Raw genomic sequence first — 11793 nt, 5'->3', positions numbered from 1 at the left:
GGCGTTAGCCGCTCCCGCTGCGTTCGGCCGGCGGGAGGACACCGGCGTCCTCGTAGTTGCGGATCGCCTGGGTGGACAGCCCGTGCTCCCGAGCGAGGTCGACAGGACGCACGGGGTCCTCCTCGTGAGACTTCGACTTCCGCGAACGGGGTAGTTCCTCGCCCGGATATCAATGGAATTCCCAAGGTTACCGTCGGGGGCTGCCCGCACCGCGAGGAGCGAACGTGTCCACCGCCCCCACCCGGTGCTCTCGGTCAACATCAGCCACGGCGTGGGTTCCGTACCGGGTATAGGGAACTCGTCGAACGGATCCACGCGCACAACGTGGACCGGGGCGGCGGGCCGAGCGGGCAGCCAGCTCAGACGCCGTCCCGATTCAGGGAGCCGACGAAGGCGGCGAACACCTCGCGGTCAAAGAGCAGCGTCCCGCCAGCACGGTTCTTCGTGTCCCGCACAGCCACCACGGTCGACGTGGAACCCACCTCGACACAGTCGTCGGAACCGTTGCTGCTCCGACTCGACTTCCGCCAGTTGGTCAGGGTCATGTCAGCGTTCATGTGCCACGTCCTCGGAGAGGGGAACCATGTCGGCCGGGAGGTGTGGTGCGACCCGCGTGGGCTCCCGGTTCGGCAAGTAGGGACAGGTACCCAGCTTGCCTGTCCGTCGGAGGGTTGGCTTTCAGTCGACTCGGTACGCCGCCGCCCCTGTATGGCCTAGCACGGTGACCAAGCTCCTCCGTAGCCGTCTCGGGTAAGGCTCGCGTTGAGAGCCCGGCGGGGCGCCCGCCGGCCCGGTGGGTGGTTGGCCGGGTGGGGCCAGGAAGGACCCGCACCTGCGGTCGAACGCTGGTGCCGCCCCTGTCCGGCGACAAGCGGCGCCGAGTGCGCCGAGTGAGGTCATCCTCTAGTGAGTAGAAGGTCCCGCTTCGCTCGCGGCGTCGCTGGGCCGGGAGTGGCCGCTGAAGGTCCGGACGTACCGGTCACGCGCGGAGACCGTGGGCGAGTGTCACGCGGGAGTGGGAAGTGCCGCGCAGACCTCGTCGATGCTCCTGATCTGCCGGCGGCCGACGAAGCGCCGGAGCACCAGCAGCCCTGCCTGGTGCGCCTCCTCACCGGCATGGGAGTAGCAGGCGTCGTGGACGACCACCGGGGTGTGCCCCAGCTCCCAGGCGTCGGCGGCGGTCTTCATCACACAGCTCTCGGTGGCGATACCGGCAATGGTGAAGCGCGTCCAGCCCCGCGCGGATGCGAGCGCCGTGAACTCCTCGGTGAAGGTCGAGTAGTAGGTCTTGTCGATGACGTGGTGTCGGGCGTCGTAGGGGACCAGTTCCGGAACGATATCGGTTTCGGGACTGCCTTGAAGTCGGGTCCAGCCGATGAGGCGCTCGTACTGGCTGCCCGGAACGTTGCGGAAACGCGTGAACACAATGGGCCGACGTGCGGCGTCCCACCGCCGCACTAGGCGTACTACGCGGTCGATCACCGGCTCGGACTTCGGACTGATGAACCCGTTTTGCATGTCGATGACAAGAAGTACGTCAGTCATGGCAGCTCCTCCCCTCCCCGAGGGGCGGCTATGAATCGACGTGGTACGCCGGCGCCCCTGTTTGGCCTAGCACGGTGACCAAGCTCGTCCGTGGCCGTCTCGGGTAAGGCTCGCGTTGACGGCTGGGCGGGGTGCCCGCCGGCCCGGTGGGTGGTTGGCCGGCGGGCCGGTGGGTGTCAGAGGCGCTCTGCTTTGATCGACATGAGGAAGCTGCTGAAGGCCTCGCGGCTGACGACGAGGGTGCCCCCGGCGCGGTTCTTGGTGTCCCGCACAGCCACCACGGCAGACGTGGCCCCAACTTCAACGCAGTCGTTGGCGCCGTTGCTGCTCCGACTCGACTTCCGCCAGTTGGTGATGTCCTGCAAGGAACGTTCCATCGAGCTCATCTCCTAGATCTCTTCGTAGCTTTCCTGAAGTAGGGCACGGCTTTCGTCCTCGGCCAACGATTGGGCGACGACCCGCTCGAACGCTGCCGCGAACTTCTCCAAGTAGGGCGGCCCGTCGTACCACTGGCCACTGACGAACGTCTCGGTGTAGGCAAAAGTGGTCACAGGTTCCCCCACGTCCAGCAGCATGGAGGACGTGCCAAGCGGGGTGTAAGCACCTGCTGCTCGCGATAGGATCTGGAGCCGCACGCGTTCGGCCCCCAGGCCCTGCGGGCCTGGGGGTTCCGGGGCCAGGTCGTCCTGGCCGCCCTGGGCACCGACGCCATGCGTTCGGAGGTCAGCACGGCCGGCCGCCTGTACTACCTGCTGCCCCGTGACCCCAGTCCTGGTCCCACCGGTGTTCCCGAGCTGGCACGGGGGCCGCTGCGGTGTCGGCACACCGCCGAGGCCCAGGCCGGTGAGGGGTTCCTCCTCGCGTCCCAGTTGTTGCCCGACCCCGTGCTGAGCGGGACGTGACCATGGTGAACGACACGTCTGATCCCGGCCGTCCGCTGGCCTCGTCGGGGGCCAGGCCCACCAGCACGGTTCCCGCCCACCCAACCGCAGCGGACAAGGACGCGGCCGCCCGTGATGGGATCACCGGGGCGTGGATCACCCGGTGCGCGGTGCGCACCCCGATCGTGGGCCGCCTCTACGGTCACGTCGACCTCGATACCGGTCACGGTCCCCTCGTCGCCCCCGGCCTGCGCTACCTGGTGGGTACCTTCGACCACCGACGGACGGTGCTCTGCGGTGCGGTGGTGCGGCACTACGCCGAGTTCGACGACCTCACCACTCACACGATCGCCGAGATGCGGGACCTGGCCCGGCGGTGGCGGGTGCGGGACTTCGTTCCTCCACCGACCACGCTGAAACGCCGCCGCCGGCGGGTTCCCTGGTGGGCGCGGGTGCGGTTGTGGTCCTGGGAACCCGAGGTCGAGCTGGACGTCAGCTACGCGGGTCGGGTCAGTTTCAAGCACGCCGACTGGGCCCGCATCGGCTCCCACCCGGCCGGCACGCCCGGCGGGGACGCCACCTCCGCCGTCCCATCCAGCCAGTGACGGGCTGTCCCGCCCCAGTGCCCGTGGCTCGACATGATCAGCTTGAGGCCCGCTCGTGGAACGTCACGAGGACACCATCCACTTGCATGGCACCCAGAGGGGTTGCTTGCTCATGGTGAGCGACAAGGTGGCGGTGAACCGTGTGAGCGCTGGCCGGCCCGAGCTCACCCAGGCTCGAACGAGGGTACGAAGTTCCTCCGGAACCCGCGACTCACCCGTGAACGTGATGCTGCCGTCGTCCTGTACCCAGGCGGTCCCACGGGGTGTGCGCAGTGCGCAGGCACCCGCGGCGGTGTTGACGGAGTCGTCGGCCATGTACGCGCGGGTGATCCTCGGATCGTGAGCCGCGAGGAAGACCCACAGGTCGTGGTAGTCGGCGTTCCCCCGAGCGGGGCTGGCATCAGCAATCCGGGTGGCCGGGGCGGACGGGAGGTAGTCGGCTGGGTCGTGGCTGACCAAGTCGGCCGGTCGCAGGGGGCCGGCAGCCGGCATGAAGTCTGCCCACAGGAGTACCTTGGCGCTCACCACGTCGCCGCCGCTGCGGACCGCCAGGACTGGGTGCACGCCGCCGTGCGCGACAGGTGCGAGGATCATGCCACCAGGTATGAGCTGGTCCAGCCAGTGCGGAGAGACCCCAGCCACCCCGCAGGTGACGACGACACGGTCGAACGGCGGCTCGGATGGTGCGCCGAGGTAGCCGTCACCGTGAACGACTCTGACCCGGTGCTCGAGATCGAGTCGGCGGATCGACTCGGCAGCACTCTGGGCTGTCGCCTCCCCTGCCTCGACAGTGACCACGGGACCACCCGTTATGGCGCTGATCAACGCGGCGTTGTAGCCGGTGCCTGCCCCAATCTCCAGCACGCGCATGCCCGGACGGAGGTCGAGAGCGTCGAGCATCCGAGCCATCAGGGTCGGTGCCGAGGACGACGACGGCGGGTCACCATCCTGCCCGGTACTGGTCAACAGCGACCTGTGCGAGTAGATGAGGTCAAGAACCTCGTCGCTGGGGAGTTCGTGCTGGGACACGCGGATTCGCGTCGGTCCATGGCGGAACTCGCGGACGCAGCGATGCCTCGCCACGGTGGAGAACGCGTGCTCGACGTCGGCTGATCGGATGGCACCGGCGTTACGCAGCGAAGCGGCGAACTCGACAAGCCTGGTCTGGAGTGTCTTGGGCACGGACACGGTGTCCTCTCAGACGGTGATCGACGGCGTGTAGATCCTGCGTGGATCCACCGGCTCACACAGGGGCTCGCCGTTCACTTCGACCCATGCGTGAGCTTGTGGTGGTGGGGAGCGGAACCCGACTCGCCAGGTGACCCGCAGGCCACGTAGTCGGCACGCCAGGAGGACGGCCAGGGAGCGGTGCAGACAGTGGTGCCCACCGGCGCAACGTGGGCTGACCGTCGTAACGATCTCAAAGGCCCGTTGGGCATGGGAGAGATCTGCTTCGCGCGTGCTGCGGCGGAGCACGCCGAGAACACGACGGATGCGGTGTGGGCGGGCCTGCGTGGCTGTCAGCAGCAGGGCGGCTGCCACGACAGCCACCCGCCCGCACCAGCGTTCACCCACCGATAGTCGGTGCGGTGGGTACAACGCGACTGGGGCACTCACAGATTAACCACCAGACGACGTGCGAGAAGCGTGTCAAGAAGCCGAGTGACGTCATGCTGAACTACTGCGGCCGTAGTGGCATAACGTGTGCAGAGCGCGGTCACAGCCGACTCGTGCCCATCCCTCAGGAGCGCTGACAGGGCTATCGCTCCAGTCTCGTTCAAGTGGTAAACCACACCGCGTCGTTCATCCAACAATGTCAGCCCGTCGCCGACGGGCGTGCTCGTGACGCGTCGAGCCAAACGCACCTTAGTTTTAGATGTGCTCATGGTTGACCTCCTGTCGAGCGAACGGTGGAGCCAGGCTGCGGAGCCAGACCTCGCAGGCGATGGTGTCGGACAGGAACCCAGGCGCCAGACCTGACGGTCTGAAGGATCGCAGGCAGCCGCGGAGAACGTCCTCGTTGACCAGGCCCAACTCAGCCAGCAGCGACTGGTCGAACAGCTCGATCGCACGATGCTGATTGGTGGACCAACCACGGTAGATGTCGTCGTTGTAGTGTGCCTTGGTGCGTCGTGCGAGCAGTGGCGCTGGCACGGTGTCGGCGACCGCAGTTCGTAGCAAGGGCTTGGGTTGCCAGGGATCGACGCGATCCCATGGGACGACCGACAGAGCCGCTTCCACCACCGATCGGTCAAAGTACGGGAACTCAGCGGGCACACCATGCGCCATTAGCGCGTCCCGGTACAAGGAGGAGCGGTAGGCAGTGGACCGTATCCGTACCAGGGTGGCATGAGTGCTGTGCTCTGCGAGCGGAGCTGGTGCGATATCGAGTATGGCGGAACGGACGAGTCGTTCGGCGTCACCGCTCGCCCACTGAGGTAGCAGAGGTTGTGCCTCCCATCCGACCGCGTCGTATTACGCACCAGCCTCGGTCCTGAGGGAGCGGGCTGCCCGCCACAACCAGCGTGGGTAGGAGGGGAGGGACACTACTGCCCGCAACAGTTGGGTTAGGGAGAAGTCCCGGAGCGCCGCATGGCCACGCAAATGCCGCCACCCGAGCCGAGGGCGCCTGCGCAGTGTGTGTCGGAGGTACGCTAACGGCGGAAGTAGGACTTCGTCACCGCCCTGCCCGTTGAGATGTAAGCGCACGCCTCGATCGGCGAGCAGCTCGGCGAGGTGGCGGACCCGCGCCGATGCGGCTGCGAACGGTGGTGGTTCGTCCATTCCGCCTATCGCTGTCGGTAGGTCGTCGAAGAACAGTGGAGTTCGCTGGGCATCCAGTACCACGTGCTTGGCTGGGGCGAGGTGCTTGCCAACGCGAAGTGCCCACATCAAGTCGTCGTTCGCTGGTGACGACGACGCTGACGTCACCAGCAGCAGCCTCGATCGATCGCTAAGGGCTTCTCCTGCCAGGCAGCTGAGTGTGGTGGAGTCCATGCCCCCAGACAGTTGGACACTTGTCGGGCTGGCTGAGGCGCGCATGCGGCCGGCGACCGCGGTACGAAGTTCATCTGCCAGGATCGGAGCGCCTTGAGCGCAGGGATTGGTCGCTGCGGGCGGTACCCAGTACCGGCCAGTGCGGGCGACGTTCCGGCCGAGCGAGAGTCGGTGTCCCGGTGCCAGCGCATGAACTCCGTTGAACGGGGTCATTAACTCTCGTATCGGGCTGGGCATATCTGGGGAGGTTAACCGCGCGGCAAGCCAGGTCCGTGACACTGGCGCATCGATCAGGCGGCGTAGCACGTCCGCGTGGTTGGAAACCACGGTGGCCTTGTTGATGTGGCAGGTGTAAACCCTTCGGAAACCCGTCACGTCACCAAATACCACCATCCCGTCGGGACCGCTGATGACGAGGTGGTAGCTGCCACGCATGGATGTCAACGCATCGAAGTCACCCCGTCGGGCCGAACGTTCAACATTCTTTCGCAGCTGCGCCGAATCAACCAGGCAGCTGCCGATTACCGCCACACGTATCGCGCCGAAGAAAACCGTGCGGAGATCGTCTCCATTCCTGTGGTTCACCATCAACCACGGTCGACCAGAAGCGTGTGCCGCCGCAGGGCCGGCTTCGGCCAACAGTGATCGTGCGACTGGTTCGCAGTGATCCAAGTCGGGCAACGCGCACCACCAACGAACCCGACCTGCACTAACTCGTTCCCTCGTCGCGGTCATGGCGACCAGTAGCCACCAGCATCACCGTCGTCTGAGTGTGGCCTGCTGTAGTTACCCCTTGTTACACACCCGAAATCACCAACCACCGTCAACTCTGGTGGCTCGTACGGCTCCAGACCAGCGGTATCGGACGATTCATCGTTGGTCATCAGCAGCCCCTGTCACGATCGAACATGTCCCGACGTGGCGCGACCCCGCGCAATACTCATAGTAATCTACTATACGCGTACTGTGACAGTAGTCTGCCTGGTTCTTTGAGGGATCGCCCCTGCCTCTGGTTCCTCCTCCGCCGGTCCGTGTAGCTGGTACGCCCAGTGGCATCCGGTCTGGAGCATCTGGCGCCCAGGAGCCCAACGCGCCGACCCACCCCGGTGGCGCGTGGGCTCACCCCCTGGCCGGGGTGTGGGCCTCGACCTCCACGAGGTCACCGAGCACGGTGGGCAGCGGGCCCTGGTGCAGCACGCCGAGGCGCTGGGTGGCGCGGGTGAGCGCGACGTACAGTTCCGCCGCTCCACGCGGGCCGTCGGCGAGGATCCGCCCCGGCTCCACGATCAGGACGGCGTCGAACTCCAGCCCCTTCGTCTCCGACGCGGGCACCGCGCCGGGAACGCCCGGCGGCCCGATCACCACACTCGTGCCCTCCCGGCCCGCCTCGTCCCGGACGAACTCCTCGACCGCTGCCGGCAACTCGGCCTCGGAGACCCGCCTGGACCAGGGGCGGACACCGCAGGCGCGCACCGACTCCGGTGGCTGGACCCCGGGGGCGAACTCGGCGAGCAGCGCCGCCGCGACGGACATGATCTCGGCCGGGGTCCGGTAGTTCACCGCCAGCGGCCGGTACGCCCACCGGCCCGGCACGTACGGCTCCAACACCGCCTCCCACGAGGTCGCCCCGGCCGCCGACCGGCGTTGCGCCAGGTCACCGACCACGGTGAACGACCTGCTGGGGCAGCGACGCATCAACACCCGCCAGTCCATCTCGGACAGTTCCTGGGCCTCGTCGACCACGACGTGCCGGTAGGTCCAGTTCCGGTCGGCCGCCGCCCGCTCGGCGACATCCCGGGTGTCGCCCTCGACGAAGCGGTCCGCCAGGTCCTCCGCGTACAGGAGGTCCTGGGCGAGCAGGTGGTCCTCGTCGTCCATCAGGTCGTGGCGTTCGGTCTGGAGGATCTCCAACACGCCGGCCGCGTACTCGGCCTCCGCCCGCTGCTCCCGGTCCGCCGCCCGCTCGGCCCGCGCCGCCGCCGGGTCCCGGCCCAGCAGGTCGACCAGTTCGTCGAGGAGCGGCACGTCCGACACCGTCCACGCCTCCCCGTCGGAGCGCAGCAGCGCCGGGTCCGCGCCGGCCGCCCGCAGCCGTTCCGGCGACGTGTACAGCGGCGCGAGCAGGGTCTCCGGGGTCAACACCGGCCACAGTTCGTCGACGGCGGTGGTGAAACCCGCGTGCTCGGCGAGTTCGGTGAGCAGGTCCGCCCGCATGTCCTCCCACGCCTCCTTGTCGTCCCTGGTCAGCCAGCCCTTCCCGATCCGGGCGATCGCCCGTTCGGTGAGCACGTAGGTGACGATCTCCACGAACACCGCGCGGGCCTCGTTGTGCGGGAGGCCGCTGGCCCGCGCCTCCTGGCGGGCCCACTCCGCCGTCTCGGCGTCGATCCGCACCGTGACGTCCTCCAGCTCGATCGGCAGCGGCCGCTCGGGAAGCCGTTGCCGATCGGCGACCGCGGCCGCCAACACGTCCAGGATCCGGAGTGAACCCTTCAGCCGCGCGACCTCAGGAGTGTCCTCGGCGGCCACCCGGAGACCGGGCACGAGGCCGCCGGGAGTCGTGAACACCACGTTCGACTCGCCCAGCGACGGCAGCACCCGGCTGATGTGGTTCAGGAACGCCGGGTTGGGGCCCACGACGAGCACGCCGTGGCGTTCCATCCGGTCCCGTCGCGTGTAGAGGAGGTACGCGACGCGGTGCAGGGCCACCACGGTCTTCCCGGTTCCCGGGCCGCCCTCGATCACCAGGACCCCGGGGTGGTCCAGCCGGATGATCTCGTCCTGCTCGGCCTGGATGGTCGCCACGATGTCGCGCATGCCCTCGCCGCGCGGGGCGTTCACGGCGGCGAGCAGTGCCGCGTCCCCCCGTTCGTCCCCACCCGGTCGGCCGAGCACCTCGTCGGTGAAGCCGACCAGGTGGCGTCCGCGCGAGTGGAACTGCCGGCGCCGGCGCATGTTCTCCGGGTTCGCGGCGGTGGCCACGTAGAACGCGCGGGACGCGGGTGCCCGCCAGTCCAGCAGCAGCGGCGTGTAGTCGTCGTCCCTGTCGAGGATCCCGATGCGCCCGATGTAGGTGCGCTCGCCGGTCACGGCGTCCAACCGGCCGAAGCACAGCCCGCCGTCGGCCACCGCCAACCGCCGGATCTCCCGGCCGGCGGCGCGCACCCGCACGTCACGCTCCATCGGCGATCCCCCGTCGCCGGCCAACGCCGCCTGGTGTTCGGCGGTCGCCCGTTCCCGTTCCTCGTCGAGCCGCGCGTACAGCCCCGCCACGTACGCCCGCTCTGATCGCAGTTCGTCCTCGTACCCCTGAACTGACACGTTCCCCTCACAGTGCCTGGAGATGGTGTGAGCCTCGGCGGTTTCCTCGCGTGCCCGGAGGAGCCGCCGGTTCCCCCTGCCCGTTCGCCCCGCGCCGATCCCACCCTCGGGGCCACGAGGAGGCGTTTCCCGAGGTGACGCGTCTGGTCGCGGCCACGGATCCGCCTCGTCGTGCCGTCCGCTCGCGGTGGGTGGCACTCGGGGTTCGGCGTCGCCGTGCGTCCGTCCGTCGACGGCGGCACGGCCACGCCTCCCCGCCAGTGTCCACGGCTGCTGGCTTCGGCCGGGCGATTCTGGAGCATCACCGGGGTCTTGCCGCAAGACCCCGGGTGCGCTATATGTTGAACTTGGCGGGGAGCGGAGCCGTGTTCCCGGTGTGCAGCTGGTGTGTTCGCGCCGCCCGCGTCCATTCCTCGTGGTGACTCCGCCCGCCGCTTCGTCGCGTTCGCGCTCGTTCTCCCTGGTCCGCCTGGCACGACCGTTCGGGCGCCCTGAGGTCGTGCTGCCCCGCCCACATCCGCGCTGTCGCTCGCGCCGCCCGTGCGCGCGCACCGCGCGGCGGCTGGGCGGCCCCCGGCGCACGTGTCTGGCTCGGCAGCAGGTCAGCGGCGTGCGTGGCGACGACGGGGAACGCGCACCAACGAATCTGACCGACGTCGAGGTGTGGGCGAGCGTGCCGAGATCGCGGGCCGGACGTCGGGTCCTCGGACCGCCGGTGCCGGCGCGGCTCGGCCTCAGGCGGTCCGCTCCCCCCGCCGCGCGGCCACGGCCACGCGCGGGACGGCCTCTCCGGTTCCGGGCACCTCGCGACCGGGCTTGTCGTGAGCCGAGGGCATCCGCGTGGAGACCAGCACCTCCTCGACGAGGCCGAGCAGGTACCGGATCTCCCCGACGGTCGGCGTCAGCTCGTAGGCGTGCAGGTGGCAGGCGCGGGAGAGCCCCTGCCACGCCCGGCTCATCGGCGTGGCGATCTCGGGGTGGAGCTCGCCGAGCACGAGGAGCCTCGACCGCGTCGTGGGTCTCCCGTCAGTGCGCAGGGGCAGGTCGGCCCGCACCCAGAGCTGGTTCAGGACCTGTTCCAGCGCGTAGCGGCCGAGGAACGCGGAGCCCCGCAGCGCGACGCCGGGCCCGAGTCCGAACCGATCCGCCGCGAGAGCCCGCGCCAGCCCGAGTGCCCTCCCGGCGGGCACGTCCTCCGTGTCGCTCACGCCAGCTTCCCCAGGGCCGCCACGAACTCCTCCAGACCCTTGACCGCGGCCTCCGGGCCGAGGGAGAGGCCCTTGTGCACCTGTCCGTTGCAGAGGGCCAGTGTCTGGTTCCGCGAGGGGGAACGACCGCACCAGTCGTTGAGTTCGTCCTGCCCGCCGAGAGCCAGCGTCACCCGTTCCCGGGTCAACCTGGCTTCCTCCCAACGCCGTTCCCGCTCCTCGCGGGACATGCCCTGCCTGGACTGGTGGCGGTCGTGGAGGTCCTTGGCGGCCGACTCCACCGCCAACCGGCAGATCCCCGGCAGTGCGAGGTGGAGCGCCTCGACGGGCAGGGCCGGGTCCTTCACCAACGCCCGGGCGTCCTCGACGTGCCGGAACGCCGGGCTCGGGCAAGGCCGCACCTTGACCGCCGAGTTCATGCCCCGGGTGACCTCGATGACGCGGGCCTCCACTCCCAGGGTCCGCACGGCCTGGGGGAGGCGGTCGTCGTGGGTGAAGACCACCACCTGGCGGTCCTGGGCGATCCGCTCCAGCACCCGCACGAACCCGTCGATCTTGGACAGGTCGAAGGCCTGGATCGGGTCGTCGAGCACGACGAACCGGAACGGGCTGGACGGCGCGGTGGCGCGGGGGAGGAACAGCGAGAGGCTGAGGGCGTGGGACTCGCCCTGGCTCGTCAGGCCGAGCGCGGAGCCCTCCTCACCGTCCACGCCTGCGGTGAACCGAACGGTGCGGCGGGTGTGCCGGCCCTCCAGGGTCAGGTTGCCCAGGCTGACGTTGCTCTCCTGCCGGAGGCTCGCCCAGACCTCCTGGATCTCGCCCGACAGCTCGGCGACCCGCTCGTCCCGGATCGTGGTCTCGTTCCTCTCCAGCCACTTCACGGCCTGGTCGGCGGCGCGCACCACCTCCCTGTGGGGTTCCGCGCGTTTGTTGGCGTCCAGCCAGCGGGACAGTTCGAGGGCGACGGGTGCCCAGCGTTCCTCGCGTTCGTCGAGGTGGGCGGCGGCCTGCTCGCGGACTTCGGCCATCGCGGCGGCCAGCTCGGGCCGGCGGGCGAGGAGGTGGTCGGCCAGCGCGGGCAGCTCGGTCGGGGCGTCGAACCAGCGGTTCGTCGCGGCGGTGAGGGCGGGCAGGGCCGGGAGGGCGAAGGGCTCCTCGGTCGCCGGGGGCGTGGGCACCGATTCCAGCAGCGCCCGCGCCTGCCGGCGGGCCTCGGCGGTCCGCTCCGCGACCCGC

16 protein-coding genes and 1 pseudogene are annotated in these 11793 nt (G+C 69.2%); 3 read left to right on the top strand and 14 right to left on the bottom strand.

What is annotated here, in order from left to right; all coding sequences use genetic code 11:
• Positions 1 to 7 precede the first annotated feature (7 nt).
• The 5 genes and pseudogenes from ACTIDRAF_RS33230 to ACTIDRAF_RS0225130 all read right to left on the bottom strand — a co-directional run.
• A pseudogene (locus tag ACTIDRAF_RS33230) lies at positions 8 to 112 on the bottom strand (MerR family DNA-binding transcriptional regulator); the annotation flags it as partial.
• A gap of 247 nt (positions 113 to 359) precedes the next feature.
• Positions 360 to 557, bottom strand: coding sequence for a DUF397 domain-containing protein (locus tag ACTIDRAF_RS0225145; RefSeq protein WP_016701424.1), 198 nt, complete (start codon positions 555 to 557; stop codon positions 360 to 362).
• Positions 558 to 1005: 448 nt separating this feature from the next.
• Positions 1006 to 1545, bottom strand: a complete 540-nt coding sequence (locus ACTIDRAF_RS0225140; protein ID WP_016701423.1) for a cysteine hydrolase family protein — start codon at positions 1543 to 1545, stop codon at positions 1006 to 1008.
• A 176-nt stretch (positions 1546 to 1721) separates the two neighbouring features.
• Positions 1722 to 1922 (bottom strand): DUF397 domain-containing protein, encoded by a 201-nt coding sequence (locus tag ACTIDRAF_RS0225135; RefSeq protein WP_035291585.1) that lies wholly within the window; start codon positions 1920 to 1922, stop codon positions 1722 to 1724.
• Positions 1923 to 1934: 12 nt separating this feature from the next.
• Positions 1935 to 2180 (bottom strand): Scr1 family TA system antitoxin-like transcriptional regulator, encoded by a 246-nt coding sequence (locus ACTIDRAF_RS0225130; protein ID WP_245533636.1) that lies wholly within the window; start codon positions 2178 to 2180, stop codon positions 1935 to 1937.
• A 75-nt stretch (positions 2181 to 2255) separates the two neighbouring features.
• Between ACTIDRAF_RS0225130 and ACTIDRAF_RS0225125 the strand changes: the two genes are divergently transcribed.
• The gene (locus tag ACTIDRAF_RS0225125) at positions 2256 to 2447 is read left to right on the top strand and encodes a hypothetical protein (RefSeq protein ID WP_016701420.1); all 192 of its coding nucleotides are present in this window, start codon (positions 2256 to 2258) and stop codon (positions 2445 to 2447) included.
• A 5-nt stretch (positions 2448 to 2452) separates the two neighbouring features.
• Positions 2453 to 3031, top strand: a complete 579-nt coding sequence (locus tag ACTIDRAF_RS0225120; RefSeq protein ID WP_245533635.1) for a hypothetical protein — start codon at positions 2453 to 2455, stop codon at positions 3029 to 3031.
• 63 nt (positions 3032 to 3094) lie between these two features.
• Here ACTIDRAF_RS0225120 and ACTIDRAF_RS32290 read toward each other — a convergent pair whose 3' ends face one another.
• The 5 genes from ACTIDRAF_RS32290 to ACTIDRAF_RS35630 all read right to left on the bottom strand — a co-directional run bounded on the left by ACTIDRAF_RS32290 (position 3095) and on the right by ACTIDRAF_RS35630 (position 6241).
• The gene (locus tag ACTIDRAF_RS32290) at positions 3095 to 4213 is read right to left on the bottom strand and encodes a protein-L-isoaspartate O-methyltransferase family protein (protein WP_157163271.1); all 1119 of its coding nucleotides are present in this window, start codon (positions 4211 to 4213) and stop codon (positions 3095 to 3097) included.
• Positions 4214 to 4228: 15 nt separating this feature from the next.
• On the bottom strand, positions 4229 to 4573 hold the full coding sequence (locus tag ACTIDRAF_RS35640; protein ID WP_211215429.1) for a lasso peptide biosynthesis B2 protein: 345 nt from the start codon (positions 4571 to 4573) through the stop codon (positions 4229 to 4231).
• Between the two features lie 71 nt (positions 4574 to 4644).
• On the bottom strand, positions 4645 to 4917 hold the full coding sequence (locus ACTIDRAF_RS35635) for a PqqD family peptide modification chaperone (RefSeq protein WP_081715507.1): 273 nt from the start codon (positions 4915 to 4917) through the stop codon (positions 4645 to 4647).
• Positions 4904 to 5320 (bottom strand): asparagine synthase-related protein, encoded by a 417-nt coding sequence (locus tag ACTIDRAF_RS33215; protein WP_245533634.1) that lies wholly within the window; start codon positions 5318 to 5320, stop codon positions 4904 to 4906. Before ACTIDRAF_RS33215 ends, ACTIDRAF_RS35635 begins: the two co-directional genes overlap by 14 nt.
• A gap of 186 nt (positions 5321 to 5506) precedes the next feature.
• Complete coding sequence (locus ACTIDRAF_RS35630; protein WP_425359136.1) at positions 5507 to 6241, bottom strand: asparagine synthase-related protein; 735 nt, start codon at positions 6239 to 6241, stop codon at positions 5507 to 5509.
• Between the two features lie 99 nt (positions 6242 to 6340).
• Here ACTIDRAF_RS35630 and ACTIDRAF_RS35195 point away from each other — a divergent pair, with 99 nt between their 5' ends.
• Positions 6341 to 6673: a hypothetical protein gene (locus tag ACTIDRAF_RS35195; RefSeq protein WP_245533633.1), complete on the top strand. Its 333-nt coding sequence runs from the start codon at positions 6341 to 6343 to the stop codon at positions 6671 to 6673.
• Positions 6674 to 6759: 86 nt separating this feature from the next.
• Here the strand turns inward: ACTIDRAF_RS35195 and ACTIDRAF_RS35625 are convergent, their stop codons facing one another.
• The 4 genes from ACTIDRAF_RS35625 to ACTIDRAF_RS31280 form a co-directional block, all read right to left on the bottom strand.
• Positions 6760 to 6912: a lasso RiPP family leader peptide-containing protein gene (locus ACTIDRAF_RS35625; protein ID WP_155886172.1), complete on the bottom strand. Its 153-nt coding sequence runs from the start codon at positions 6910 to 6912 to the stop codon at positions 6760 to 6762.
• A 235-nt stretch (positions 6913 to 7147) separates the two neighbouring features.
• Entirely contained in the window at positions 7148 to 9349 is a 2202-nt protein-coding gene (helR, locus tag ACTIDRAF_RS0225105; protein WP_211215428.1) for an RNA polymerase recycling motor ATPase HelR, read from the bottom strand.
• Positions 9350 to 10083: 734 nt separating this feature from the next.
• Positions 10084 to 10557, bottom strand: a complete 474-nt coding sequence (locus tag ACTIDRAF_RS32285) for a hypothetical protein (protein WP_016701415.1) — start codon at positions 10555 to 10557, stop codon at positions 10084 to 10086.
• On the bottom strand, positions 10554 to 11793 hold a 1240-nt coding region (locus tag ACTIDRAF_RS31280), incomplete at its 5' end, for an ATP-binding protein (protein WP_016701414.1). The genes ACTIDRAF_RS31280 and ACTIDRAF_RS32285, both read right to left, overlap by 4 nt.

Source organism: Actinoalloteichus spitiensis RMV-1378 (assembly GCF_000239155.1).
In the GTDB taxonomy this organism is placed as follows: domain Bacteria; phylum Actinomycetota; class Actinomycetes; order Mycobacteriales; family Pseudonocardiaceae; genus Actinoalloteichus_B; species Actinoalloteichus_B spitiensis.
The sequence above is the reverse complement of the archived record's forward strand: the minus strand, read 5'-3'. Positions and strand labels throughout refer to the sequence as shown.

What these genes read in the sequence shown, in the direction of transcription:
- ACTIDRAF_RS0225135 (WP_035291585.1), bottom strand. Translation starts at nt 1,922, where the DNA reads ATGGAACGTTCCTTGCAGGACATCACCAACTGGCGGAAGTCGAGTCGG.
- ACTIDRAF_RS35630 (WP_425359136.1), bottom strand. Translation starts at nt 6,241, where the DNA reads ATGACCCCGTTCAACGGAGTTCATGCGCTGGCACCGGGACACCGACTC.
- ACTIDRAF_RS33215 (WP_245533634.1), bottom strand. Translation starts at nt 5,320, where the DNA reads ATGGCGCATGGTGTGCCCGCTGAGTTCCCGTACTTTGACCGATCGGTG.
- ACTIDRAF_RS35625 (WP_155886172.1), bottom strand. Translation starts at nt 6,912, where the DNA reads ATGACCAACGATGAATCGTCCGATACCGCTGGTCTGGAGCCGTACGAG.
- ACTIDRAF_RS0225140 (WP_016701423.1), bottom strand. Translation starts at nt 1,545, where the DNA reads ATGACTGACGTACTTCTTGTCATCGACATGCAAAACGGGTTCATCAGT.
- ACTIDRAF_RS0225145 (WP_016701424.1), bottom strand. Translation starts at nt 557, where the DNA reads ATGAACGCTGACATGACCCTGACCAACTGGCGGAAGTCGAGTCGGAGC.
- ACTIDRAF_RS35635 (WP_081715507.1), bottom strand. Translation starts at nt 4,917, where the DNA reads ATGAGCACATCTAAAACTAAGGTGCGTTTGGCTCGACGCGTCACGAGC.
- ACTIDRAF_RS0225125 (WP_016701420.1), top strand. Translation starts at nt 2,256, where the DNA reads ATGCGTTCGGAGGTCAGCACGGCCGGCCGCCTGTACTACCTGCTGCCC.